20 protein-coding genes and 4 pseudogenes are annotated in these 24,116 nt (G+C 65.1%); 5 read left to right on the top strand and 19 right to left on the bottom strand.

Annotated features, from left to right (window positions below):
* Positions 1–314: 314 nt before the first annotated feature.
* From rpmG to topA, 6 genes and pseudogenes are all read right to left on the bottom strand, one after another.
* Positions 315–482, bottom strand: coding sequence for a 50S ribosomal protein L33 (gene rpmG, locus D1F64_RS13530; RefSeq protein ID WP_117412862.1), 168 nt, complete (start codon positions 480–482; stop codon positions 315–317).
* A 115-nt stretch (positions 483–597) separates the two neighbouring features.
* Positions 598–1,773 (bottom strand): MFS transporter, encoded by a 1,176-nt coding sequence (locus D1F64_RS13525; protein ID WP_117412861.1) that lies wholly within the window; start codon positions 1,771–1,773, stop codon positions 598–600.
* A 151-nt stretch (positions 1,774–1,924) separates the two neighbouring features.
* Positions 1,925–2,665, bottom strand: a complete 741-nt coding sequence (locus D1F64_RS13520; RefSeq protein ID WP_117412860.1) for an NUDIX domain-containing protein — start codon at positions 2,663–2,665, stop codon at positions 1,925–1,927.
* Positions 2,662–3,135 carry a DUF983 domain-containing protein gene (locus D1F64_RS13515; protein WP_248304461.1) on the bottom strand — a complete coding sequence of 158 codons (474 nt, stop codon included), beginning with the start codon at positions 3,133–3,135 and terminating at the stop codon, positions 2,662–2,664. Before D1F64_RS13515 ends, D1F64_RS13520 begins: the two co-directional genes overlap by 4 nt.
* Complete coding sequence (gene rnr, locus D1F64_RS13510) at positions 3,135–5,420, bottom strand: ribonuclease R (RefSeq protein ID WP_248304460.1); 2,286 nt, start codon at positions 5,418–5,420, stop codon at positions 3,135–3,137. The genes D1F64_RS13515 and rnr overlap by 1 nt, the downstream gene beginning before the upstream one ends.
* A 12-nt stretch (positions 5,421–5,432) precedes the next feature.
* Positions 5,433–8,101 (bottom strand): annotated as a pseudogene (topA, locus tag D1F64_RS13505) (type I DNA topoisomerase).
* A gap of 540 nt (positions 8,102–8,641) precedes the next feature.
* Between topA and D1F64_RS13500 the strand changes: the two are divergent.
* The gene (locus D1F64_RS13500; RefSeq protein ID WP_162901543.1) at positions 8,642–8,911 is read left to right on the top strand and encodes a hypothetical protein; all 270 of its coding nucleotides are present in this window, start codon (positions 8,642–8,644) and stop codon (positions 8,909–8,911) included.
* Between the two features lie 16 nt (positions 8,912–8,927).
* Here D1F64_RS13500 and dprA read toward each other — a convergent pair.
* From dprA to D1F64_RS13480, 4 genes and pseudogenes are all read right to left on the bottom strand, one after another.
* Positions 8,928–10,081 (bottom strand): annotated as a pseudogene (gene dprA / locus D1F64_RS13495) (DNA-processing protein DprA).
* Positions 10,082–10,696, bottom strand: coding sequence for a glycerol-3-phosphate 1-O-acyltransferase PlsY (plsY, locus tag D1F64_RS13490; protein ID WP_117412857.1), 615 nt, complete (start codon positions 10,694–10,696; stop codon positions 10,082–10,084).
* A gap of 36 nt (positions 10,697–10,732) precedes the next feature.
* Positions 10,733–12,040, bottom strand: coding sequence for a dihydroorotase (locus tag D1F64_RS13485; protein ID WP_117412856.1), 1,308 nt, complete (start codon positions 12,038–12,040; stop codon positions 10,733–10,735).
* Positions 12,041–12,050: 10 nt separating this feature from the next.
* Positions 12,051–13,007: an aspartate carbamoyltransferase catalytic subunit gene (locus D1F64_RS13480; RefSeq protein WP_117412855.1), complete on the bottom strand. Its 957-nt coding sequence runs from the start codon at positions 13,005–13,007 to the stop codon at positions 12,051–12,053.
* Between the two features lie 123 nt (positions 13,008–13,130).
* Between D1F64_RS13480 and D1F64_RS13475 the strand changes: the two are divergent.
* Positions 13,131–14,773 (top strand): annotated as a pseudogene (locus tag D1F64_RS13475) (isovaleryl-CoA dehydrogenase).
* Between the two features lie 15 nt (positions 14,774–14,788).
* Here D1F64_RS13475 and D1F64_RS13470 read toward each other — a convergent pair.
* The 6 genes and pseudogenes from D1F64_RS13470 to D1F64_RS13445 form a co-directional block, all read right to left on the bottom strand.
* Positions 14,789–14,971, bottom strand: coding sequence for a hypothetical protein (locus D1F64_RS13470; RefSeq protein WP_117414597.1), 183 nt, complete (start codon positions 14,969–14,971; stop codon positions 14,789–14,791).
* A 119-nt stretch (positions 14,972–15,090) separates the two neighbouring features.
* Complete coding sequence (locus D1F64_RS13465; RefSeq protein ID WP_117412854.1) at positions 15,091–16,017, bottom strand: AEC family transporter; 927 nt, start codon at positions 16,015–16,017, stop codon at positions 15,091–15,093.
* Between the two features lie 64 nt (positions 16,018–16,081).
* A protein-coding gene (locus tag D1F64_RS13460; RefSeq protein WP_117410987.1) for an IS5 family transposase occupies positions 16,082–16,845 on the bottom strand; the annotation gives its coding sequence in 2 pieces (ribosomal slippage) (positions 16,082–16,515 and positions 16,515–16,845; 765 coding nt in all).
* Positions 16,846–16,925: 80 nt separating this feature from the next.
* A complete protein-coding gene (gene ruvX / locus D1F64_RS13455; protein WP_117412853.1) occupies positions 16,926–17,396 on the bottom strand; it encodes a Holliday junction resolvase RuvX in 471 nt (156 codons plus the stop codon).
* Between the two features lie 112 nt (positions 17,397–17,508).
* The gene (locus tag D1F64_RS13450; RefSeq protein WP_117412852.1) at positions 17,509–17,877 is read right to left on the bottom strand and encodes a rhodanese-like domain-containing protein; all 369 of its coding nucleotides are present in this window, start codon (positions 17,875–17,877) and stop codon (positions 17,509–17,511) included.
* Positions 17,878–17,904: 27 nt separating this feature from the next.
* A pseudogene (locus tag D1F64_RS13445) lies at positions 17,905–18,788 on the bottom strand (MBL fold metallo-hydrolase).
* A gap of 213 nt (positions 18,789–19,001) precedes the next feature.
* Between D1F64_RS13445 and D1F64_RS13440 the strand changes: the two are divergent.
* The 3 genes from D1F64_RS13440 (at position 19,002) to D1F64_RS13430 (ending at position 21,311) form a co-directional block, all read left to right on the top strand.
* Positions 19,002–19,709 (top strand): metal-dependent hydrolase, encoded by a 708-nt coding sequence (locus D1F64_RS13440; RefSeq protein WP_117414596.1) that lies wholly within the window; start codon positions 19,002–19,004, stop codon positions 19,707–19,709.
* A gap of 130 nt (positions 19,710–19,839) precedes the next feature.
* Entirely contained in the window at positions 19,840–20,523 is a 684-nt protein-coding gene (locus D1F64_RS13435; protein ID WP_117412851.1) for an HAD-IA family hydrolase, read from the top strand.
* On the top strand, positions 20,520–21,311 hold the full coding sequence (locus tag D1F64_RS13430) for an ATP12 family protein (RefSeq protein WP_117412850.1): 792 nt from the start codon (positions 20,520–20,522) through the stop codon (positions 21,309–21,311). The genes D1F64_RS13435 and D1F64_RS13430 overlap by 4 nt, the downstream gene beginning before the upstream one ends.
* 35 nt (positions 21,312–21,346) lie before the next feature.
* On the opposite strand, the gene D1F64_RS13425 is transcribed toward D1F64_RS13430, so the two are convergent.
* The 3 genes from D1F64_RS13425 to D1F64_RS13415 all read right to left on the bottom strand — a co-directional run bounded on the left by D1F64_RS13425 (position 21,347) and on the right by D1F64_RS13415 (position 24,111).
* Positions 21,347–22,078, bottom strand: a complete 732-nt coding sequence (locus D1F64_RS13425; RefSeq protein ID WP_117412849.1) for a proteasome-type protease — start codon at positions 22,076–22,078, stop codon at positions 21,347–21,349.
* A 145-nt stretch (positions 22,079–22,223) separates the two neighbouring features.
* Complete coding sequence (locus D1F64_RS13420; RefSeq protein ID WP_117412848.1) at positions 22,224–23,039, bottom strand: transglutaminase family protein; 816 nt, start codon at positions 23,037–23,039, stop codon at positions 22,224–22,226.
* Positions 23,040–23,196: 157 nt separating this feature from the next.
* The gene (locus D1F64_RS13415) at positions 23,197–24,111 is read right to left on the bottom strand and encodes an alpha-E domain-containing protein (RefSeq protein WP_346432239.1); all 915 of its coding nucleotides are present in this window, start codon (positions 24,109–24,111) and stop codon (positions 23,197–23,199) included.
* Between the last annotated feature and the right edge of the window lie 5 nt (positions 24,112–24,116).

The raw sequence follows: 24,116 nt of genomic DNA, 5'->3' as shown, positions 1-24,116 counted from the left end.
TTTGCGCAATTCACAGTCTGCCCCATGGAACTCTCAGGTCCGCCGCATCTCCTGGGTCCGTGGGGTTAGGCCGGCAGGGAAGCAGGTTGGAGTGGCCTCCTCGTAACACCTGCTTCCCGCCGGCCGCCTTTTTCCGGCATTTTCCACAGATCAATCCAGAATGCCCCTCGGTGGGTCGCCGTGGCCGGAAACGGCCCGCACGCGGCGCGCTTGCGTGAATTTCCGGCACGTATCCGCAGGACGCATCGCATGCGAGCGCGCACAAAAAAGCGCCGGCAAAGCGGCGCTTTTCGTCAATTCCTGTCAGCCGATCGTTACTTGATCTTGGCTTCCTTGAACTCGACGTGCTTGCGTGCGACCGGATCGTACTTCTTCATGCTCATCTTTTCGGTCATGGTGCGGGTGTTCTTCTTGGTGACGTAGAAGTACCCGGTGTCCGCCGTCGAAGCGAGCTTGACTTTGATTGTGGTGGCCTTGGCCATGTGCCTGGTATCCCGTGTGGTCGACGCCCTCGCGCCGACGTGGGCTGAGCTGAGGAACGATGCATTGAAACAGGCCGCCAACCTACGCATCGGCGCGGTAAAGTCAAGCCGCAGTTCAGGGCTTTGTTTCAAGGCGCATGCGCGGGATGACAACCACAATGTAGAGCAGGAAGATTCCGCTGATTGACCACGGCAGCCAGTGCGGATTGCTGCTGTTGAGCGCCACGCCCATCATCGCCGGGCCGACCAGCATGCCGATCGAATACATCATCACGAAGGCCGCGTTGGCGGACGCCAGATCGGTGCCGGAGAAGCGCGCGCCGAGATGGATGAGGCCAATGGTGTAGAGCCCGGCCATGAAGCCGCCCGAGACGAAGATGATCGCCAGCAGCAGGGCCAGATTGTGTGCGGCGAAGGGAATGAGAGCCGCGCCCAGGGCGCCGGCCACCGCGCAGGCGACCAGCATGTGACGGCGGTCCAGGCGGTCGGAGAGCAACCCCAGCGGAAACTGCAGCGCGATGTTGCCGGCGGAGATCGCCGATACCAGCAGAACCGCGTCGGCCGCGTCGTAGCCGATGCGCATGCCGTAGACGGCCATCAGCGACAAGGAGCCCGATTCGACCGCGCCGAAGACGAAGGCGGCGAGGGTCGCCATGGGAGCCGCGACGAGAAAACGGGTGAAGGGTGCGCTGGGTTCCTCCTCCATGCGCGGCGCCGCCTTGCGCGCCATCAGGACCGGCAGCGCGGCAAGCAGCATGATGATCGCGCCCGCGATGAACGGCGTGGCGCCGTCGCTGCCGAGCACCGTGATGATCAGCGGGCCGACCATGAAGCCGACGGAGAGGCAGGCGGCATAGATCCCCATGATGGCGCCGCGGCGGGCGTTTGGCGCCTGGTCGTTGATCCAGAATTCCGAGAGAATGAAGATGATCGTCGTCGTGCCGTGAAACACGATGCGCAAGGGAAACCAGACCCAGAAGGGCTGCGCCAGATAGAAGCCCAGAAACGAGACGGTCGCCCCAACGACGCAGGCGAGCACCAGATTGGCGGTGCCGAAGCGGCGCGCCCAGGGCATGACGAACGGGGTGACCGCGATCGAGGCGACACCAGCCACCGCCGTGTTGATGCCGATCCAGAGCGGCGTGATGCCGCGCGATTCCAGCACCAGCGCAAGCAGCGGCAGGCCGAGGCTGAGGGCGATGCCGACAATGCTGATGGCGGCGATGGCGGCCGTCAGTCCCGGCCGCCGCAGCACCTGCAGCAGCGTGTCGCCGCCGGGCAAAGTGGTCATCGCGCCTGAGCCCCGTCACACCGGCGCGTTGGGGGAGGTCCGCGCCAAATCCAATGACACATTCGGTTGCGATCCGGCGCGCTGGAGGAAATTGCCGGTTCTGCCCGGCGCGCACACGTCCCCAAGCGGGTCGCGTGTCAGGCGGGACGTGTCAGATCAGCTCGCGAACGAATCTGTTCGCGCGCCACTGATAGAAGGGGATCGGCGTCGCGGGATCAAGCTCTTCATCGGTGAGGAGACGGTGCTGCAGCTCTTCGATGACGGTCAGCGTGATGGTGGGCATGTCCAGCGCCTTGGTGTCTTCCAGGCTCAGCCAATGGAGATCCTCGAGCTCGCCCGTGGGGCCCGTGCCCTCGGGCAACTGGTCGCAGATCTGGTCGGCCCAGACGGCGAGAAACCGCGTGTCGAAGCGGCGCGGACGGCGCGGGGGCGTGATGGCGCGCGCGATCAGCCGCACCGGCGCCAGGTCGATGCGGATGCCACGCTCCGAGAACGCGGTGAAATCGGCGGGCGCGCGCCAGTTTTCGCCGGTCTTGTCGCCGACAAACACGCCGGCTTCCTCGTAGGTTTCGCGAATGGCGGCGACCGCCAAGGCGCGCGCGCGCGCCTCGGTCTTGGGACCCTTCAGCGCGTGCATCATCTTCGCCATGACGGCGGGGTCGTAATCGTTCGATGGCTTGATGCGGGAATCGGAAGGGTCGATGCGGCCGCCGGGAAACACGAATTTGCCCGGCATGAACCGGTGACGCTCATGCCGGCGGCCCATCAGCACGCGTGGCTCGCCCGCTTGCCCGCGATCTAGGATCAGCAGCGTCGCCGCATCCTTGGGACGCGTGTTGGCATGATCCATGCGCCGTTCGATCGACGTCAGGCGTTGGGCGAGGTCCGTCATTGGCCGTAGAGCTCCGCGGTCTTCACTCCGGCCATCATCGCGTATTCGTCATCCACGTTTGGATCGAAGCCGTGCATGTAGAGCGCCCATTGCAAGCCGACGAGCGTGCCTTTGACCGGCGGCAGGACGGCAAGGGTGAGTGCAATCGACAGCGGGATCCAGATTGCCATGTGCAGCCAGAGCGCGGGCACGAAGGCGACCTCCACGGCGAGAACCAGCGGGATCAGGATGTGGCCGAGGATCAGGACGGTGAAGTAGGGCGGCGCGTCGTCCGCGCGGTGATGATGAAGTTCCTCGCCGCAGGCCTCGCACGCATGGGCGACCTTGAGATACTTGCCAAAGGCGGAGCCCTTGCCGCAGGCCGGGCAACGGCACATCATGCCGCGAAACATGGCTTGCTTCAGGTTGCGTTTGGGCAGCGTGTGCATCGTTTCACCAGGTGCGATGCCGCCGCTTAATTGAACCGTCATCAACGGGTACCCTTTCGTTGGCCCTTCCGCTGTGCGCTTGAGGATCGTTTCCCCTGTCGCATCGGCGGCTTGCCGCGCCCCTTGGGGCCTCCCGGCTTGCGCTTGGTGCCGTCGCTCAGGATCTCGAACCGCAATGCGCCCGCCAGCGGCGCTGCCTCTACGAGGCGGACCTGCACCTTGTCACCAAGTTGATAGGTCTCGCCAGTGCTGCGGCCCACCAGAGCATGCGTCTTTTCGTCATAGTGGTAGTAGTCCTGCCCGATCGTCGAGGCAGGCACGAAGCCGTCGGCGCCCGAGTCGTCGAGCCGCACGAACATGCCGGTCTTCACCACGCCGGCGATGCGGCCCGCGAATTGCGCGCCGACATGGTCAACCAGCCAATGGGCGATCAGCCGGTCCTTGGTGTCGCGTTCCGCCGCCATGGCGCGGCGTTCGGTCGCGGAGATTTCCGAGCCAATGGCTTCCAGCTTCGGCTCGACGCTTTCGGGCAACCCGTCCTTGCCGAAGCCCAGAGCCCGGATCAATCCGCGGTGGACGATCAGATCCGCGTAGCGGCGGATCGGCGAGGTGAAGTGGCCATAGCGCCGCAGGTTGAGACCGAAGTGGCCGATGTTGGCCGGTGAATACTCCGCCTGCGATTGCGAGCGCAGGACAACCTCATTGACGATGCCGGCGTGCGGCGTGTCCACGACGCGGTTGAGAATGCCGTTGAAATGAGCCGGACGCAGGTTGCCCGCCTTGGGCAGCTTGATGTCGAGGGTCGAGAGGAAGTCGCGCAGGGCTTCGAGCTTTTCGGGGCTGGAGGCGTCATGCACGCGATAGAGCAGGGGCGTCTTCTTTTCCTCGAGCGTTTCTGCCGCCGAAACGTTCGCCTGGATCATGCATTCCTCGATCAGCTTGTGCGCGTCGAGACGCGCGGGCACATGCACGCGATCGACGGTGCCGTCCGGCTTCAAGAGGATCTTGCGCTCGGGCAGGTCGAGTTCCAGCGGCTCGCGGGCGGCGCGGCCGCGTTTCAGCGCGGCGTAGGCATCCCATAGCGGCGTGAGAATCGGCTCCAGCAGCGGACCCGTCTTGTCGTCCGTCTGGCCGTCGATGGCTGCCTGCGCCTGCTCGTAGGAGAGTTTCGCGGCCGAACGCATCAGAACCCGGTGAAAGCTGTGCGACAGCTTCTTGCCGTCCTGGTCGAAAATCATCCGCACGGCCATGGCGGGGCGGTTTTCGCCCTCGCGCAGGGAGCACAGGTTGTTGGAGATCCGCTCGGGCAGCATGGGGATGACCCGGTCGGGGAAATAGACCGAATTGCCGCGCAGGTGCGCCTCCGCGTCGAGCGCCGAGCCCGGTGTCACATAGGCGGCCACATCGGCGATCGCCACGGTGACCACATGCCCGCCCTCGTTGTCGGGACTTGTGTCGGCTTGCGCGTAGACCGCGTCGTCATGATCCTTGGCGTCGGCGGGATCGATGGTGATCAGCGGCAGTTCGCGCCAGTCCTCACGGCCCTTGGTGGTGGCTTCCTCGACCGCCTCGGACTCCTCGATGACGGATCTGGGAAACACATGCGGGATGCCGTGGGCGTGGATGGCGATCATCGAGATCGCCTTCTCCGAATTCATCGAGCCGATGCATTCGCGTACCCGCGCCATCGGCACGCCGTAGCGGCCCGCGCGACCCACGTCGACCGAGACGAGATCGCCGTCCTTGGCGTCCTTCATGCCGTCGGGATCGATCGCCAGCTCTTTCTGCTTGCGGTCGATGGGCACCAGCCGGGCCGGGCGGCCTTCGCCGCTCAGCCGGACGACGCCGAGAATGTCGCTCTGCTTGTGGTCGAGGAGTTTGATCACGCGGACGAGCTGAGTCGCTTCCGGGCCGGATTCGCCGGAGGCGAGCCGCACCAGGGCGCGGTCGCCGACGCCGGGCTGCGCATCCTTGCGGTGGCGTTCCGGCACGACCAGGACCACCGGAGGCTCACCCTTGTGGTCTTCCCAGCGCACGGGACGGCCGAGCAACTCCCCGTCCTTGTCGCGTCCGAAGATGGTGGCGACGAAGACCGAGGGAAGATCGCCTGTTTTCGTGAGCTTCTTGCGGCTCTTCGTCAGAAGGCCTTCCTGGCTCATATCCCGCAGCATGTGCTTGAGCGCGATCTTCGCGCTGCCGGATTTGACGCCGAAGGCCTTGCCGATTTCGCGTTTGCCGGCCTTGCCGGGGTTCTCAGCGATAAAGGCGAGGATTTCCTCGCGTGTGGGCAGGAATTCCTCGCCTTTGATGGGCTTGCGCCGTGTCAATTCGTTGTCCGTCTATGGTTCGCCGGCCTTTGCCTTGGAGGCGGCTGTTGTTTTCTTGGCTGCCGGCTTCGCGGCGGCGGCTTTCTTCGCCGGGGCCTTTTTCGCGGGAGCCTTCTTGGCGGCCGTTTTCTTGGCCGCGGGCTTCTTGGCGGCGGCCTTCTTGAGCGGCTTGCCGGATTTCTCGGCCTTTGCCGCGATCAGTTCCAGCGCCTGCTCCAGCGTCACCGACGCCGGTTCCATGTCGCGCGGCAGGGTCGCGTTGATCTTGCCGCAGTTCACATAGGGGCCGTAGCGGCCGTCGCGCACGGTGATCGGACCGGCGCCATCGGGATGCTCGCCGAGTTCCTTGAGCGCCGCGGGGCTGTTGCGTCCGCGTCCGCCCTTCGCCGCTTTCTGGGCGATGGCGTCCACCGCGCGGTTGATGCCGACGGTGAAGACCTCATCGACGGAATCCAGATTGGCGTAGGTGCCGTCGTGCAGCACGAAGGGACCGTAGCGGCCGATGCCGGCGGAGATCATCTTGCCGGTTTCCGGGTGCGGACCGACCTCGCGCGGAAGGGCCAGCAGTTCCAGCGCCTTCGCGAGATCCATCTCCGACGCCTCCCAGCCCTTGGGCAGCGATGCGCGTTTCGGCTTGGCTTCCTCGCCCAATTGCACATATGGGCCGAAACGGCCGCTGCGCAAGCTGATGTCGACGCCGGTCTCCGGATCCTGGCCCAACACCTTCGGGCCGTCGCCGGCGCCATTGGCGTCATCGCCGGTCTGTCCAAGCTGGCGGGTGTAGCGGCATTCGGGGTAGCGCGAGCAACCGACGAAGGCGCCAAAGCGCGAGACCTTCAGCGACAGCTGGCCTTCGCCGCAGGTCGGGCAGGCGCGCGGATCCTTGCCATCGTCCCCGGGGGGAAGATGTGGGCGGCCAGCATGTCGTTGAGGGCGTCGAGCACCTCGGAGACGCGCAGGTCCTTGATCTCGGCGACCGAGCCCGAAAACGCCTTCCAGAAGTCGCGCAGCACGTCCTTCCAGGCCAGCTCGTTGGCGGAGATGCGATCGAGCTGTTCCTCCAGGTCGGCCGTGAAGTCGTATTCCACGTAGCGGTTGAAGAAGCTTTCCAGGAAGGCGATGACCAGCCGGCCCTTGTCCTCGGGAACGATGCGCTTCTTGTCGATGACGATGTAGTCACGATCCTGGAGCGTCTGTAGCGTGGAGGCATAGGTGGAGGGACGGCCGATGCCGAGCTCTTCCATCTTCTTCACCAGCGTCGCTTCCGTGTAACGCGGCGGCGGCTCGGTGAAATGCTGGTTGGCCTCGATGCTCTCGCGTGCCAGCGCATCGCCCTGGCTGATGGGCGGCAGGCGGCGGGATTCCTCGTCCTCGTCGTCGTCGCGGCCTTCCTGATAGAGCGTCAGGAAGCCGTTGAAGCGTTCGACGGAGCCCGTGGCGCGCAGCAAGACGTCCTTGCCGTCGGGGCCCTTGGCGAGAATGTCCACGGTGGTGCGCTCGAACACCGCTGATTCCATCTGGCTGGCCACGGTACGCTTCCAGATCAGCTCGTAAAGCCGCGCCTGGTCGGCGTCGAGGTAGCGCGCCATGGTTTTGGGCAACCGGGTCAGGTCCGTCGGCCGGATGGCCTCATGGGCCTCCTGGGCGTTCTTGGCCTTGGTCGAATAGAAGCGCGCCTTGGCGGGCAGGTACTTGTCGCCGAATTCCGATGCGATCACCTGGCGCACGCTGTCGATGGCCTCGCCGGCGATCTGCACGCCGTCGGTCCGCATATAGGTGATCAGGCCGACGGTTTCGCCGCCCAATTCGATGCCTTCATACAGCCGCTGGGCGACCTGCATGGTGCGGGCTGCGGCAAAGCCGAGCTTGCGCGAGGCTTCCTGCTGCAGCGTCGAGGTGGTGAAAGGCGCGTAAGGGTTGCGCTTGGCGGGCTTGGATTCGACGGATGTCGCCGTGTAGCCGGCGTTCTCGAGCACCGTCTTGATGGCGTTCGCCTCGGCTTCCGTGCCGATGTCCAGGCGGGTGATCTTCTTGCCGTCAAAGCCGGTGACGCGGGCCTGGAACGGATCGCCGGACGGGGTCTTGAGATTGGCGAGCAGCGACCAGTATTCCTGGCTTCTGAAGATCTCGATCTCGTTTTCCCGGTCACAGACGAGCCGCAGGGCGACCGACTGCACGCGTCCGGCGGAGCGGGCGCCCGGCAGCTTGCGCCACAGCACCGGAGAGAGGGTGAAGCCGACGAGATAGTCGAGCGCGCGGCGCGCCAGATAGGCGTCGACCAGCGGAATGTCGATCTCTCGCGGATTGGCCATCGCCTCGAGCACAGCCTTCTTGGTGATGGCGTTGAAGACCACCCGCTCGACGTGCTGGTCCTTGAGCGCCTTCTTTTCCTTCAGCACCTGCAGCACGTGCCACGAAATCGCCTCGCCCTCGCGATCCGGATCGGTGGCGAGAATGAGCCGGTCCGACCCCTTCAGCGCCTTGACGATGTCACTGAGCCGCTTCTGCGACTTGGCATCGACCGCCCAGGACATGGCGAAATCCTCGTCCGGGCGCACGGATCCATCCTTGGCCGGCAAATCGCGGACGTGGCCATAGGAGGCCAGGACCGTGTAGTCGGACCCGAGGTACTTGTTGATGGTTTTTGCCTTGGCGGGCGATTCAACGATGACGAGGTTCATTGATTTCCAGGAAATGTTTCGGTTCAGCCGAGACCCGGCGGGATAATCCAGACGGACGGGCCAGACGGGCGGGACGGTCCCGATTGGCGGCGTTTAAGCGCTAACTATATGATTCAATGGGAGGAATTATAGCGGCGGGTGTCGATGTTCCGCAGCGCTCCAGCCATTGCCGACGCCTTGTCCGCTTTATCAGGCGGTGGAATGATTCGGATGGACATTCCAAGATCGTGCGTGCGCTGTCAAATGGCGTCTTGGAACGCGGTGCGCAAGGGCGGCTCCGGAGGCGGCAGAAAGCGGCGGCGTATTGGTGATTGTCGCCAGGGTCTGTGGTGAAATTAACCTCAATAGTTGTGTAACTCACATCACACACGTAATAATATCAATGGCGCGCTTGGGACGCCTTGGGCGCGTGCTTGAACACGCCCTGCCGTGCTGGCATTTTACACGCGTGCCCATGATCACTATGGCGCGCCTGTGGGGTTTGATTGAACTCGGGGCGCTGCGGCGCGCGGCGGTGTCCTGACCGACAAGGGGATAGACATGAAGCCGGGTGCTCCCGACGCGGATCAGAGCGATGCAGCCTATATTGCGCGTATGTGCCGCGAATTGCGTGATCTCGCGAACCGGTCTCAGTTCGGTTTTCTCGCCTATCTGCTGGACATGTCGCGGCTTGAGGCGGAGGCGCAACTGAAAGATCCCAAGGCGGCATCCCGGAAAACGCGGAAAGGGCCGGGAGATCCCTCACAGGATGATCCGCCGCCGGATCCGCCCAGGCGCCGTAGATCGTTTTTCAGGCGCGGACAGCCGTGAGATTCCCCGGCCGCGATCAATAGTCTCCGATCAGCGAGATCTGGTTGGGCGCGTGGCGCTGCAGACGGCCCGCGAGTTCAAGCTCCAGAAGAATAATGTGAATGGTGGCGGCCGGCAGTCCCGTATGCCGGATCAGCTCGTCAACGCCGACGGGCGTGGGACCGAGCGCCTGGATGACCGTTTGGCGGGCGTCGTCGGGCACGTCGAGGGCCCCGAGATCGCTGTTCGCGTCATCCTCCTCCTCGACCAGCGGCGGGGCGGGCGGCGGCGGCGCGGCGGATTCCAGGGCGGCGATGACGTCGTCGGCGTTTCTCACCAGCGCCGCGCCGTCACGGATCAGCGCATTGCAGCCTTCCGAGCGCGGATCCAGCGGGGATCCGGGGACCGCGAGCACATCGCGTCCTTGTTCGAGGGCGAAACGCGCCGTGTGCAACGATCCTGACTTTCGGGCGGCCTCGATCAGGACGATGCCCGCGCTGATCCCGGAAATCAGCCGGTTGCGGCGGGGGAAGTCGCGCGAGCGTGGCTGCCAGCCGAGCGGCATCTCGCTCACGTGCGCGCCGCCATGGGTCAGAATGCGCGCTGCGAGGTCTTCGTTCTCCGGCGGATAGAGGACGTCCAGTCCCCGGCGAAGACCGCGACCGTGCCACCGGCGAGGGCGGCTTCATGGGCGGCGGCGTCGATGCCGCGGGCCAGGCCGGAGACGACTGCGTAGCCTGCGTCCGCGAGATCGCGTGAGAGGGCATTGGCCAGCTTGCGGCCCGCCAGCGAGCAGTTGCGGGCGCCGACGATCGCCACGGTTCGGTCCCTGCGTGCCGCATCTCCGCCCATGATGGAGACCATCGGCGGGGCGCCGTCGATGTGGCGCAGCAGGGGCGGGTAGTCGGGCTCGCCAAGCGCCGCCACCCGGCCTCCCATGGCCGAGAGCGCGGCCATTTCGCGTTCCGCGTCAGCCGGTGCGCAGATTTTCAGGCCCTTGCGCGTGCCGCCGCGGCGCGCGAGCTCGGGTAGGCCGTCGAGCGCCGCCTGGGCGGAGCCGAAGTGATTGAGCAGGTCGCGGAAGGTCGCGGGGCCCACATATTCCGACCGGATCAGCCGCAGCCACGCCAGTCTCTGGCGATCGCTCAGGATCCGGCCGGGTTGGACGGCTTCGCGGGGCGGCTCATTCATTCACTTCTGTCCGATGCGGGACTCCGTTCCGTTGATCAGGCGCAGGATGTTGGCGTTGTGCTTCAGCCACAGGATGAGGGTGAGCGCGGCCATCAGTTCGGTCACTTGCCAGTAGCCCTGCCAGGCGAGAAACAGTGTGCTTGCGAGGCTGGCAACAAGCGCCGACAGCGACGAATACCGCGTCGCGGCGGCCACGGCGACCCACACCAGGGCGAAAACCAGCGCCGCCGGCCATGCGAGGCCCAGGAGAATGCCGAGGAATGTCGCGACGCCCTTGCCGCCCTTGAATGTCAGCCACACCGGGAAAAGGTGCCCCAGGAAGGCGCCGAGGCCTGCGGTGACGGCCAGATCGATGCCGCCGAACTCATAGGCGATGAGCACCGCGGCCGTGCCCTTGAGCATGTCGCAGGCGAGCGTCAGGGCGGCGAGGCCCTTGCGGCCTGTGCGCAGCACGTTGGTGGTGCCGATGTTGCCCGAACCGATGCTGCGGATGTCGCCCAGGCCCGCGAAATGCGTGATCAGCAGGCCGAAGGGAATCGAGCCCAGCAGATAGCCGCCGGTGAGAGCCGCCAGATAATACGGCCAGTCGTTGGCCCAGTTGATCGGATCGGGCAAGGCGCATCCCCCAGAATGTGCATGTCGGATTGAAGATTAGGCGTAGACCGTGCGTCCGGCAACCAGCGTGCGCAGCACCCGGCCGGAGAAGCGCGCGCCCTCGAAGGCGGTGTTCTTGGACCGCGAGACGAGATCCGCCTCGCTCAAGACCCAGGGCGCGTCCGGATCGAAGACGATCAGGTCGGCCGGGGTTCCCGGCGTCAGCCGCCCGGTGTTCAGCCCGAGCAGTTCCGCCGGCCGTGAGGTCATGGCCCTGAGCACGGTGAGCAGGGGCACATCGCCGCTGTGCACCAGCCTCAGGGCGGCCGCCAGCAGCGTTTCCAGTCCCACCGCGCCGTCCGCGGCCTCGGCGAAAGGGTGGCGCTTGGTTTCCACGTCCTGCGGGTCGTGCGCGGAGACAATAACGTCAATGGTGCCGTCGCGCAGCGCCTCGACCATGGCGAGGCGGTCGTCCTCGGCGCGCAGCGGCGGCGACATCTTGAAGAAGGTCCGGTAGGGGCCGATGTCGTTCTCGTTGAGCGTCAGGTGATTGATCGAGATGCCGGCCGTGACGTCGAGGCCTTGCGCCTTGGCCGCGCGCAGCACCTCGGCGGATGTGCTGCATGAGATTTGCGCCGCGTGATAGCGGCCGCCGGTCATGGCGGCCAGGCGCAGATCGCGCTCGAGCGTGATGATTTCCGCCTCGCGCGGAATGGCGGCGAGACCGAGCCGGCTGGCGGTGGTTCCCTGGTTCATGACGCCTCCCGCGGCCAGCGCCTCGTCCTGCGGGAAGTGGATCACCAGCGCATCGAAATCGCGTGCGTAGGTCAAAAGCCGGCGCATCACCTGGGCATTGGCGATGGAGCGCCTGCCGTCGGTGAAGGCGACGGCGCCCGCTTCGCGCAGCAGGCCGATTTCCGTCATCTCGCGGCCCTCGAGGCCATGGGTCAGCGCGGCCATGGGGTGCACGCGCACGATGGCCGTGTCGCGCGCGCGGCGCAGGATGTAGTCGACAAGCGCAGGCGCATCGATCACCGGCTCCGTGTCGGGCATGGTGACGATCGTCGTGACGCCGCCCGCGGCGGCGGCCTTGGACGCGGAGCGTAAGGTCTCGCGATGCTCAAAGCCGGGCTCGCCGACAAAGACGCGCATGTCGATCAGCCCGGGGCACACAATCTTGCCGCGGCAGTCGATCACCTCGGCGCCCGTCGGGGCGCCGGATGCAAGCGCGTCCGGACCGGCCGCCTGAATGACGCCACCCACAACGATCACCGCGCCCGGCGCATCGAGGCCGCTTGCGGGATCGATCACGCGTGCGTTGGCGAGAACCAGGGGCGCGTGCGGCGGCTTGTCGTCGTCTGTCATGGCCGCGGCCTCACTGGTTGGGCAGGTGGGCTGCGAGCGCTTCCAGCACCGCCATGCGCACCGCAACGCCCATCTCGACTTGTTCGCGGATCAGCGAGCGCGGGCCGTCGGCGATCTCCGGATCGATCTCCACGCCGCGGTTCATCGGACCGGGATGCATCACCAGCGCGTCTTCCTTGGCGTAGCCGAGCTTCTCCGCATCCAGTCCCCAGTAGCGGAAGTACTCGCGCACGCTGGGCACGAAAGCGCCGCTCATGCGTTCGCGCTGCAGGCGCAGCATCATGACGATGTCCGCGTCTCTCAGGCCCTCCTTCATCGAGGTGAAGACCTCGACGCCGAGATTCTCCACACCGGCGGGCAGAAGGGTGCTGGGCGCGATGACCCGCACACGCGCGCCCAGGGCGTTGAGCAGCAGGATGTTGGAGCGGGCGACTCGCGAGTGGCGGATATCGCCGCATATGGCCACCGTGAGCTGAGCGATCTCGCCCTTGTGGCGGCGCATGGTCAGCGCGTCGAGCAGCGCCTGGGTGGGATGTTCGTGCGCGCCGTCACCGGCGTTGACCACGGAACAGTCGACCTTGTTGGCGAGCAGATGCACGGCGCCGGCCGACGCATGGCGCACGACCAGCAGATCCGGGTGCATGGCGTTCAGCGTTGCCGCCGTGTCGATCAGCGTCTCGCCCTTCTTTACCGAGGACGAGGCGACGGACATGTTCATGACGTCGGCGCCAAGACGCTTTCCGGCGAGTTCGAACGAGGATTGGGTGCGGGTGGAGGCTTCGAAGAACAGGTTTATCTGCGTTCGTCCGCGCAGCACGGACTTCTTCTTTTCAACCTGCCGGCTGACCTCGACGGCTTGTTCTGCCAGATCGAGCAAGGTTGTAATGTCCCGGGGTTGAAGGCCTTCAATCCCCAGGAGATGGCGGTGCGGATAGCGATCCGCGCAAATGGATGTTGGTGTGGTCATTAAAATAAGATCTATAGGCGGAGTCGGGTGTGGCCTCAAGCGCCGTGATGCAGGCATGGTAAGCTTTCCACGAGTACGAATCGTCGGCGAGAGCCGTGCGCGGGCAGGAACTGGAGACAAGTGATGGATCAGGGCCGGACGCATACGGTGTTCAACCAGAGCCCGCCGTACGCGGGGAAAAATCTGTTTGCCAGTGATCCGATCCTGCGCAGCGCGCTCGATGCCGTCCTTGATCCGCAGAGCGAAGACGAACTTGGCCGTGCCGGCACGTTCTGGGGCTCGCACGAGGCGATGGAACTGGCCCGGCTGGCCAATGTGAACACTCCCGTGCTGCGCACTCACGATGCCCAGGGGCGTCGTGTCGACGTGGTGGACTATCACCCGCCTATCACGCCTTGATGCGCCGCTCGGTGGATGGCGGGCTGCATGGCTCGGTGTGGGAGAAGGAGCCGACCCAGACCGGCCGCCGGCATACGCTGCGCGCCGCGCGGCTGTTTCTGACCGCGCAGGGGGAATGCGGCCATATCTGCCCGATGACCATGACCAACGCGGCGGTCGCCGCGCTGATGAAGGGCTGCGAGGCCACCGACGAGTGGCTGCCGCGTATTTTGTCGCGCCGCTACGACCACCGCTTCGTGCCGGCGGACCGCAAGGCGGGCGTCACCATCGGCATGGGGATGACGGAGAAGCAGGGCGGCACCGATGTGCGGGCCAACACCTCCCAGGCCGTAAAATCGGACGACGGCATGTGGCGCATCACCGGCCACAAATGGTTCATGTCCGCGCCGATGTCCGACGGATTCCTAGTGCTGGCGCAGACCGAGGCGGGTCCCACCTGCTTTCTGATGCCGCGCCATCTGCCGGATGGCACCGTCAACGGCCTGCACCTGCAGCGGCTCAAGGACAAGCTCGGCAACCGCTCCAACGCGTCGTCGGAGGTGGAATTCCACAATGCCGGCGCATGGCTGGTCGGCGAGGAAGGACGGGGTGTCGCCACCATCCTCGAAATGGTGACGATGACGCGGCTCGACTGCGCGGTGGCGTCGGGCGGCATGATGCGCGCGGCGCTGGGCGAGGCGGTGCATCACGCGCGCCATCGCAAGGTGTTCGACAAGCCGCTGATCGAACAGCCGATGATGATCCGGGTGCTGGCCGACATGACGCTGGACGTCGCGGCCGCGGGCGCCCTGTCGATGCGTCTGGCGCGGGCCTTCGATCACGCGGGCGGCAGCGAGACCGAGGCGCTGTTTGCGCGGCTGATGACACCGGCGGCGAAATACTGGATCTGCAAGGTTACGCCGTCTTTGACATATGAGGCGATGGAGTGCCTGGGCGGTAACGGCTACGTGGAGGAGGGAAGTCTCGCGCGGATCTATCGTGAGGCCCCGGTCAACGCGATCTGGGAAGGCTCGGGCAACGTCATGTGCCTGGATGTCCTGAGGGCGCTGCAAAAGTCGCCCGAGGCCCTGGATGCCGTCATCGGCGAGGTCGAGCGCGATCTCGGCACATCCGGCCCGGTCTCCACAAAGGTATTGAAGGCGGCGGCGCGTGCCTGTGTCGAGGATCCCGGATCCGCGCGGATTCTCACCGAGCAGCTGGCTCTGACGGTTGCGGCCGCTTGCCTGCGTCAGATCGCACCGCGTGCGCTGGCCGATGCGTTCATCGACACGCGTCTGGGCGGTCAGTGGCGCGCCACCTACGGCATGCTGGATCAGCGTTTCGATGCCCGCGCGCTGGTGGACTACGCCTTTCCTGTGACCGAGTAGCTCCGCGGCGAGGCGTCAGCTCTCGTCATCCTCATCGTCGCTATCGGGTATGGCGAGGTCGACGGCCGTTGTGGCGACGCCGACGGTTGTGCCGATCGCGGTGCCGGCGAGGCTGGCGGCTCCGCCGACCACGGCGACGGCTGCGCAGCCCTGCAGGGCCGCGAGGGTGAGCGCGATGATTAGATATCTGATGACCATGGTGCCGTTGCCCCGCAAACCCCAGAATTGCGGCCCGGAGCGATCTTTGGGCGCGGCGGGCAGCGGGACGGGTGGTAGCAGACAGTGTTTAATGTGCCGTTTAGACGGCGCTGATGGCGTTACCCAAGCAACCAGAGGGCGACCGGCATCGTCACCACGGCGAGAATGGTCTGCAAGGTGAGAATCTCGGCCATCAGCTTGGCGTCACCGCCCATCTGGCGGGCGAGCAGGTAGGAACCCGTCGCGGAGGGCACCGCGGTGGCCAGAATGGCGATGCCGTGTGCTGTGCCGGCGAGATCCAAGAGCCACGCGAAACCGGCCGCCAGAAGCGGCATGCAGACGAGTTTCAGCAGGGTCGATGAGGCGAGCGCGGGCCCCGGCCGGCGCAGCGCGCCGAGATCGAGGCTCGCACCGACCACAAGAAGGCCCGCGGATAGCGCGGCGCGGCCCATCATTTCCAGCGCGGTCATCACCTGCGCGGGCGGCATCAGTCCGGTGAGGTTGATCGCCAGGCCGATCGCGGTGGACAGGATGAACGGGTTCTTGACCAGATCCTGCAGCATCCTCGCGGCCGTGGGTGCGGCGCCTTCCGCGTAGCGCGCCAGCACGAGCACGCTGAGCACGTTGAGCAGCGGCACCATGGCGACGATGGCGACGGCGATCAGGGCCACGCCCTCCGCGCCCCACAGGCGGTCCGCCATGGCCAGTGCCACGAAGGTGTTCCAGCGGATGGCGCCCTGGAAGATCGAGGTGAACCGCTTCGGCGTGATCCCGAAGAGATGCTGCAGCATCGGCCGCAGCGCCAGCGTCACGCAGGCCATTGTCAGGATCGAGAAGATCAGTGTCGCGCCGAGGGAGAGAAACGGCAGCGCGCCGAAATCCACCAGCGCGATGTTGTAGATGATGATGCAGGGAAACAGCACGTAATAGGCGAGTCTCTCGAAACCGCGCCACTGGTCGCCGTCGACGAATCCCATGCGCGCGACGATATGGCCGGTGGCGATCACCAGCAGGACGGGAATGAGAGCATCGATCGCAGGCATCATGGCGGGGGTCCGGGAGCGGCCAGGGCGTGACAAGCGTTGGGGCTAGGCTGTAGTGACAATTTAATCATTTGAGCCAGAGCATGATGCTGGCGAGTTTGACGAAGCCTAGGAAGTTGGCGGCAAGCTTGTCGTAGCGGGTTGCGATGCGGCGCCACTGCTTGAGCTTAGCGAAGAAGCCCTCAATGCCCCACCGGTTCTTGTAGGCAATCTTGTCGTAGTCGTGCTGGTATCTGCGATGCCGGCGCGGCGGGATGACCGGCTCGCCGCCCTGTTCGAGAATGAGCTCGTATAGCCGGTCGGCATCATAGGCGCGGTCGGCGATCACCTGTGTCACCGCCAAGCCCTCGATCAGCTCGCAAGCGGGCGCCATGTCGTTCTGCTGACCCGGTCCCAGCTCGAAGCGCACCGGCAGACCGAGCGCGTCTACGACGGCGTGCAGCTTGGTGCAGAAGCCGCCGCGGGAGCGGCCGAGAGCCTGGGTTTCAGGCCCCCCCTTTTACGCCGCGCTCCGGCGGCCTGCGCCTGGGCGCGGATGACGGTGGCATCGATCGACAGCCATTCCATGTCCGGATCGCTCGCGATCGCCTCGAACAAACGGTCGAACACACCCGCCTCGATCCAGCGGTAGTAGCGCCGCTTGGCGGTCTGGTAGGGGCCGAAGCGATCCTCCGGCAGATCCCGCCAGCGCGCTCCGGAACGCGCCAGCCACAAAATCGCATCGAAGAAGCGTCGGCCGTCGCTGCGCGGGCCGCGCTTGCCCTTCAGGCCGCCCGGAACAAACGGCCTGATCTGCTCCCATTGATCGTCGCGTAGAACTTCGCCTTCCAAAGCCGACCTCCAAAAGTCAGCCTTGAATCTGATTTGCGCCTCAAAGGGAATCCCCAGTGACGTTAAATTGTCACTACAGCCTAGCCCCTGATGCGGTTCAGGAAGCCCTGCAGGATATAGGCGGCGGCCATCTTGTCCACGACCTCGGCGCGCCGGGCCCGCGAGGCGTCGGCCTCCAGCAAGGTCCGGGTGACGGCGGCGGTGGACAGCCGCTCGTCCCAGAACGTCAGCGGAATGTCGGTGATCGCCGCGAGATTGCGGGCAAACGCCCGGGTGGCCTGGGCGCGCGGCCCCTCGCTGCCGTCCATGTTCAGCGGCAGGCCGATGACCAGGCCGCAGATGGCGTGCTCGGCGCAAAGCTCCAGCAGGCGCACCGCGTCGATCTTGAACTTCTTGCGCCTGATCGTCTCAAGCGGGCTGGCGATGGAGCGTCCGGCGTCCGACAGCGCCAGCCCGATGGTCTTCGTGCCCGGATCGATGCCTATCAGCCGGCCGAGCGGCGGCAGGGCTGCGCGAAAGTCTTCGAGCGTCAGGGTGGGGTCGTTGGCCATGCGGCTGGCTCTATCACGCGCCGCGGGGCGGGGGAAGCGGGAAGCATCGCCGCCTGATTACCCCGTTCCCCGGCGAGTCGGTCGTCCGCCGCGCCTTCAGCCGCCGAAGCCGTCACGCCACGGGCAGATCGGCGGCTTTCCAGGCCTTCAACCCGCCCTCGATGACGGCCGCGCGGTATCCCATGCGGGTCAGGGTTGCGGCGGCGAGCGCCGCGCGTCCGCCGCTTGCGCACAGCACGTTCACCTGTTCGCCCCGTGCGTGGGCACGGGCGAGGGCGGCTTCCGCGGAGTCGCTGCGCGGATCGACCTTGAATTCGAGCAGGCCGCGCGGAATGTGGATCGCGTCGCGTATCGCTCCGCTGGAGTTCAGCTCACCGTGTTCGCGAACGTCCAGGATGAGAAATCCGTGCGCGTCGGCCGGGGTGATGGTGTCGACGGTGCGGCGCGCTTCCGCCACGAGGTCGTCTGCGGTCATGGTCATGATGGGTCTCCAAAAAGGTCAAGAGGGTCAGAAACGGTCGAGCGGAATGAGGATCCGGCGATGTCCGTCCGCGTCGGGTTCGGGCGGCCGGCCGCCGCGCAGGTTGAATTGCAGCGCCGCCAGCATGCGGTCCGGCAGCCCGAGCGTGGCATCGCGTTCGGTGCGAAGCTTCACGAAGTCGTCGCGTGTCTTTCCCGCCAGATGGATGTTGCCGGTCTTGTGGTCGGCAACGCTCGCCTCCCATTCGGGTTCCTCGCGATCTTCCCGGGATAATCGTGTCCGATGAACAGGCGTGTGTCCCCGGGCAGCGACAGGATGCGCTGGATGCTGTCCCACAGGACGTCCACATCGCCGCCGGGAAAGTCGGCGCGTGCGGTGCCCATATCGGGCTGCATGAGCGTGTCGTGCACGAAAGCGGCGTCGCCGACGAGATAGGTGACGCTGGCCAGTGTGTGGCCGGGAGTCAGCCAGACGCCGATCTCCAGATCGCCGAGCGGCAGCGTGTCGCCTTCCTTCAGCAACCGGTCGAAGGCGGGGGCAGGGTTGAAATAGCGGCCGTAGTAGTCCGTCCACAGGCGCGCGACATCGCACACTTTTTCTCCGATCGCCGTCGGCGCGCCGGTCGTTTCCGACATGTGAAACGATGCCATGAGATGATCCGCATGCGGGTGGGTGTCGAGCACCCACTTCACTTGCAGCTTCTCCCGTTCGACGATGGCGGCGATCCTGCCGGCATTCTCCCAGGAGCGTCTCGCGGATGCGGGGTCGAAATCCTGAACGATATCGATGAGCGCCGCCTCGCGGGTTCGCGGGCAGGCGCACAGATACTGGATCGATCCGGTGGCGCTGTCATGCAGACCCCAGACGTTTGGCGAGTCTGGGCCGTTTGAAATGCTGTGTCTTTCTGTCATCAGGTACTCATCGCTTAGCTGCACTCGTCTAGGAGAACCAATGGGACCGTGATCGGTTCCAGCCGTCCGCCCTGCGAATTTGGCCCGGCGGTTGACAGGCGGCGCGATTGGCACGGCGTGCGCCGGGCCTGAACGTGGTGCGCGCATGTTGAGCGTGCGGCGGCGCGGATTATAGTGCGCAGACGATTCACCGATTGAGTTATGGGGTCCGTCATGAAAATCACCTGGTTCGGCCATTCCGCCTTTCGCGTCGAGATTGCCGGCGCGACGATCCTCATCGATCCGTTTTTGACTGGAAACCCGAGCTTTCCGGAAGGCGTCACGGTCGAGCAGGCCTCCGCCGGCGTCACGCATATCCTGCTCACCCATGGTCATGACGATCACATCGGCGACACCATCGACATCGCCAAGCGGACGGGCGCGCAGTTGACCGCTAATTTCGAGATCTGCATGTGGGCGTCGGGCCAGGGCGTGGACACCATCAACCCGATGAATTCCGGCGGCAAGGTCGATTGCGGTCCCTTCCAGGTGGCCATGACCGTGGCGCATCATTCGTCCTCGACGCAGGGCGAGGGCGGCATCGCAACCTATCTCGGCAATCCGCACGGGCTTGTGCTCTCCGCCGCCAACGAGCCGACGCTCTACCACATGGGCGATACGGACATTTTCTCCGACATGGCGCTGATCAACGAGTTCCACGCGCCGAAGATCGGCATCGTGCCGATCGGCGACCGCTTCACCATGGGCGCGAAAGCGGCCGCCACGGCCTGCAAGCGGTTCTTCGGTTTCGACATCATCATCCCGTGCCACTACGCCACCTTCCCGATCCTCGACCAGAGCGCGGACGGATTTCTGGCTGAGATGGGCGATGGCGCCTCAAAGGTCGCGGTGCCCGAGCGCGGCGTGGCGTTCGAGGTCTGAAGAGGCGGCATTGCGCGCCCGCGTGGCGAGGTTGCTCATTCAGGGATCGGTCCGAGATGCCCGATCCACTTGACCCCCGCGGGATAAAAGGCCACATGCGGGGCACTTATCCGCGGAACAAAGAAGCCTCATGTATCTCGTCATCTTCGATTGCGACGGCACGCTGATCGACAGCCAGAACACCATTGTCAGCGGCATGGACGTGGCATTCCGCTCGCAAGGGTTGACGCCTCCCGACCGCGCCCGGTGTTTGTCGATCGTGGGGTTGTCCCTGGAAGTCGCGATCCGCACGCTCTGCACACCCGAAGACGCGCATCTGGCCGGCGTGATGGCGGATGCCTATCGCGATGCCAAGGTGGCCGAGCGGGAAGCGGGCGGGGCCTTCGATCCGCTGTATCCGGGCGCGAAAGAGGCTGTCGATCTGCTGCATGCGCGCGACGACGTGCTGCTCGGCGTGGCAACCGGAAAGGCCTATCGCGGCGTCGTTCACATGGTCGAGATGCACGGGCTGCACGACCGCTTCGTCACCATCCAGACGGCGGATCGCGCGCCATCGAAACCGCATCCGGGCATGATCTTGCAGGCGCTGGAGGAAACTGGAGCGGAGGCCGCGCGCACGGTGATGATCGGCGACACCAGCTATGACATGGAAATGGCGCGCTCAGCCGGCGTGTCGGCACTCGGGGTCTCGTGGGGCTATCACGCGCGGCCGCTCCTTGAAGGGGCTGGCGCGCACGCGATCATTGACAATTTCAGCGAACTTGCACCGGAACTCACCCGCCGTTTCGGCTGGATACAGGATGTGCGCGCATGAGTGACGAATTTCCCGAAGGTCCTTTTGCCGGGCCGCGCGGCGGCGCCCTGGAAGGCGATCCGGTGCGCAAGTCGCAGGAGCTGATGCGGCGCAACCTCACCAAACGGTTCTACAAAGACGTCACGGTGGAACTGCGCGACGAGGGGCATGTGGTGCTGCTCGACGGGCGCCAGGTGAAAACGCCGGGAAAGGTGACCCTGGCGCTGCCGGACGCGCGGCTGGCGGAAGCGGTTGCCGCCGAGTGGCGCGCCCAGAAAACCCATATCGATCCGGGCGTCATGCATCTGACGCGTATCGTCAATTCCGGTATCGAGGCGGTGCCCGCCAAACACGCCGAGGTTGCCGACGACATCGCCGGATACGCGGGCACGGATTTGCTGTGTTACCGCGCCCAGTCTCCCGAGCGGCTGGTGCTGCAGCAGGCCCGGCACTGGGATCCGGTTCTGGCGTGGGCTGAGGAGACGTTCGGCGCGCGCTTCATCCTCGCGGGCGGCGTCATGCATGTGGCGCAGCCGCCGCACTCGCTCGAGGCGATCCGCGCGGCGGTGAGGGCCTATGATTCCCTGCATCTGGCGGCGCTGCACACCGCCACCACGCTGACCGGTTCGGTGCTGCTGGCGCTCGCCCTGACGCAGGGGCATCTGACCCCGGACGCGGTCTGGGCGGCGGCCTTCGTCGATGAGAACTGGAACGCGGAACTGTGGGGCGCGGATGCGGAAGCGCTGCAGACACGGGCGCTGAAGCGGCAGGAATTCGACGCCGCGGCCTTCGTGCTCGGAATCGGCTGAGCAACAAGCGTCCGGCCGCTGGCGTCCGGCCCGCTTCAGACGTCGAACGGCTCCATCTTGGAGAAGGCGTCGCGCAGGGCGTCGGACCACCCGGTCGACAGCCTGTGGAAGTAGGGGTCGTCCTGCTCGATGCGGGTCTGGCGCAAAACCTCCAAGGTGTCGGTGTTGTAGAGCAGCAGATCGATCGGCATGCCCACCGAGAGATTCGACCGCAGGGTCGAATCGAAGGAAATCAGCACCAGCTTCGCGGCGTCTCCCAGCGACATGTCGGCGCGGGTGACGCGGTCAAGGATCGGCTTGCCGTATTTGTGCTCGCCGATCTGGAAGAACGGCGTGTCGTCGCTCGCTTCGATGAAATTGCCGGCGGAGTAGATCTGGAACAGCCGCGGGCGCTCGTTGCCGATCTGGCCGCCGAGAATCATCGACACGGAAAAGCTCTCGCTACTGGCAGTCAACGCATCACCGTCGATGTCGCGCACCTCGCGCACCGCTTCGCCGACCAGCCGCGCCACCTGGAACATGGTGTCGACGGTCATGATGGTGGGGCGTTCGTTGGCTTGCTCGCGTATCTTTTCTTCGAGCAGCGAGATTACCGCCTGGGTAATCGCCAGGTTGCCGGCGCTCAACACGACAATGACGCGGTCACCCTTTTTCTCGAAAACACGCAGTTTCTTGAAGGTCGCGATGTTGTCGAGACCGGCGTTGGTGCGGGTATCGGCGGCGAACACCAGCCCGCGGTCGAGCCGCAAACCGACGCAATAGGTCATTTTTTTTCCTTAGGATCCGGAGGCGGCACGCGCACCGGGCGGGACCTGGGGGCGGGTCCACGCATTGAAGTCACAGATCTTGTCAACGTCACGATGTTCAATTGGTTCCATCCTTCGCCGGAATGGGCCCCACACGAACCGCGATTCACTGCTGCTGCTGTTGCGCTGCCTTGGTCACCTGAACCTCCACATCAAGCGCTTCGTCGCTGCCGCCCCAGCGTACACCGCGAATCGGCGCGGCAGAACGGGAATCGAGGCCGACGGATAACCGGATGTGATGATCTGTTGGGGAAATCCCGTTGGAAACGTCGAAGCCGACCCAGCCGAGAGGCTCGATCAGCACTTCGGCCCAGGCGTGATGGGCTTCGGAGTCGTCGCCTTCCTCGAGGAGCAGGTAGCCGGCTACGTAGCGCGCCGGCACGCCGATGTGGCGGGCGGCGGATACAAAGATGTGCGCGTGATCCTGGCAGACGCCTTCGCCGATGGTGATCGCTTCAGCGGCCGACATGTGGGTCTCGGTGATGCCAACCTTGTAGGCGACCTCTTCGCGAACGGCCTGCATGAGCGTGTGAAAATCGGCGATCTCGGTGCCGTCGCCCGCGCGTGCCGCGAGCTTGCGGATCGCGGGATTGGTCTTGGTGAGGTCCGTCTGCCGCAGGTAGACCCGCGAGGGCATGGTCTCGTCGAGATTGCCGACGATGCCGTGGGTGTCCTGCGTCTCGATGGTGCCGTGCGCGGTGATCGTCAGTCCATTCTGGATACGGTCGAATGTCGCAAGATGCACCTTGTTGCCGAAGGCGTCCTCGTAGCTCAGGGCCTTGTCGATTCCGGGCGCGTCGATATGCCAGTCGAGCACCGTCTGGGCCGGATAGGAGAACGGCGTCAGCCGTAGGTGCTGCACCGACTGGCTGACGCTGGTGTCGTAGCGATAGTGGGTGGAGTGGCTGACGGCGATGCGCATGGAGGGTATCGATGATCCAATTGACCCGTGACCGGGTGACGTGAAGAACCTGCATTGCAGTCCGCGTACGACCGCCGGAGACGAGCCCGGGCGATTGGACACAATATTTCCGGATATGGCAATCAGGCGAAATTGTAGTCCGCCGCCATGGTGCTGGTCAGGGCATTGTTATGGGCAATGAACTCAGAAAGGAATTCGTGCAAACCCCAGAGAAAATGGCGTTCATATCCCCTTTTCGCAGGCTGTCGTAGGTTTTCAGGGCGATATCCATGGACTCGCTGCGCTCGCCGTAGAGCTGTTCGAGACCGTCCATGCTTTCCGAAATCCAGGCGTAGCAGTGAATCAGCGAGCGCGGCATTTCCCGGCGCAGAATCAGGAACTCCGCCACGTTCCACGGTTTCGGAGTGTTGTCGCGGTAGATCCAGCGGTAGTTGCGGTGTGCCGACACGGAGCGCAGGATCGTTGACCACTGATAGCTGTCGATGCCGCCGCCGATGGTTTCGTTCTGCGGCAGCAGCAGGTGATATTTCACGTCGAGGATACGCGAGGTGTTGTCCGCGCGTTCGATGAAGGCGCCGAACTGGCTGAAATGAAACGTGTCGTTGCGCAGGATGGTGCCGAGCAGGGCGCCGCGAAACAGCATCGAGCGTTCCTTGATCCAGTCGAGGAAGCTCGGCAGCTTGTTGCGCGTCATGTGATGCGGCTTGATCTCGTTGAACTCGAGCCAGGTGGTGTTCAGGCTTTCCCACATTTCGCGCGTCAGCGCTGTGCGCACCGAGCGGGCGTTGTTGCGCGCCGTCTGAAGGCACGAGAACACGCTGGAGGGATTGGACGCGTCAAACAGCATGTAGTTGATGACGTTGCGCTCGTTGACCTCGTCGTAGACGTTCGGGAAGCCGCTTGCGCAGCCGGCGCTGACCAGCGTCGACATCCAGTCCTCGCGGTGTCCGTCGGTGCCCAGACCCGGCAGCAGCGAGATGCGGTAACCGACGTCGACCAGCCGGGCCATGTTCTCCGAGCGCTCGACGTGGCGAGACAGCCAGAATAGGGAACTCGCGGTCCGGCCTAGCACTGTGT

This window comes from Breoghania sp. L-A4 (genome assembly GCF_003432385.1).
Taxonomy (GTDB): domain Bacteria; phylum Pseudomonadota; class Alphaproteobacteria; order Rhizobiales; family Stappiaceae; genus Breoghania.
Note: the sequence above shows the minus strand (reverse complement) of the source record. Positions and strands in the feature narration are given on the sequence as shown.

Coding starts and splice junctions, on each gene's coding strand:
- rpmG (WP_117412862.1), bottom strand. CDS start 482: ATGGCCAAGGCCACCACAATCAAAGTCAAGCTCGCTTCGACGGCGGAC.
- D1F64_RS13525 (WP_117412861.1), bottom strand. CDS start 1,773: ATGACCACTTTGCCCGGCGGCGACACGCTGCTGCAGGTGCTGCGGCGG.
- D1F64_RS13520 (WP_117412860.1), bottom strand. CDS start 2,665: ATGACGGACCTCGCCCAACGCCTGACGTCGATCGAACGGCGCATGGAT.
- D1F64_RS13515 (WP_248304461.1), bottom strand. CDS start 3,135: ATGACGGTTCAATTAAGCGGCGGCATCGCACCTGGTGAAACGATGCAC.
- D1F64_RS13500 (WP_162901543.1), top strand. CDS start 8,642: ATGAAGCCGGGTGCTCCCGACGCGGATCAGAGCGATGCAGCCTATATT.
- D1F64_RS13485 (WP_117412856.1), bottom strand. CDS start 12,040: ATGACAGACGACGACAAGCCGCCGCACGCGCCCCTGGTTCTCGCCAAC.
- D1F64_RS13480 (WP_117412855.1), bottom strand. CDS start 13,007: ATGACCACACCAACATCCATTTGCGCGGATCGCTATCCGCACCGCCAT.
- D1F64_RS13470 (WP_117414597.1), bottom strand. CDS start 14,971: ATGGTCATCAGATATCTAATCATCGCGCTCACCCTCGCGGCCCTGCAG.
- D1F64_RS13465 (WP_117412854.1), bottom strand. CDS start 16,017: ATGATGCCTGCGATCGATGCTCTCATTCCCGTCCTGCTGGTGATCGCC.
- ruvX (WP_117412853.1), bottom strand. CDS start 17,396: ATGGCCAACGACCCCACCCTGACGCTCGAAGACTTTCGCGCAGCCCTG.
- D1F64_RS13450 (WP_117412852.1), bottom strand. CDS start 17,877: ATGACCATGACCGCAGACGACCTCGTGGCGGAAGCGCGCCGCACCGTC.
- D1F64_RS13440 (WP_117414596.1), top strand. CDS start 19,002: ATGAAAATCACCTGGTTCGGCCATTCCGCCTTTCGCGTCGAGATTGCC.
- D1F64_RS13435 (WP_117412851.1), top strand. CDS start 19,840: ATGTATCTCGTCATCTTCGATTGCGACGGCACGCTGATCGACAGCCAG.
- D1F64_RS13430 (WP_117412850.1), top strand. CDS start 20,520: ATGAGTGACGAATTTCCCGAAGGTCCTTTTGCCGGGCCGCGCGGCGGC.
- D1F64_RS13425 (WP_117412849.1), bottom strand. CDS start 22,078: ATGACCTATTGCGTCGGTTTGCGGCTCGACCGCGGGCTGGTGTTCGCC.
- D1F64_RS13420 (WP_117412848.1), bottom strand. CDS start 23,039: ATGCGCATCGCCGTCAGCCACTCCACCCACTATCGCTACGACACCAGC.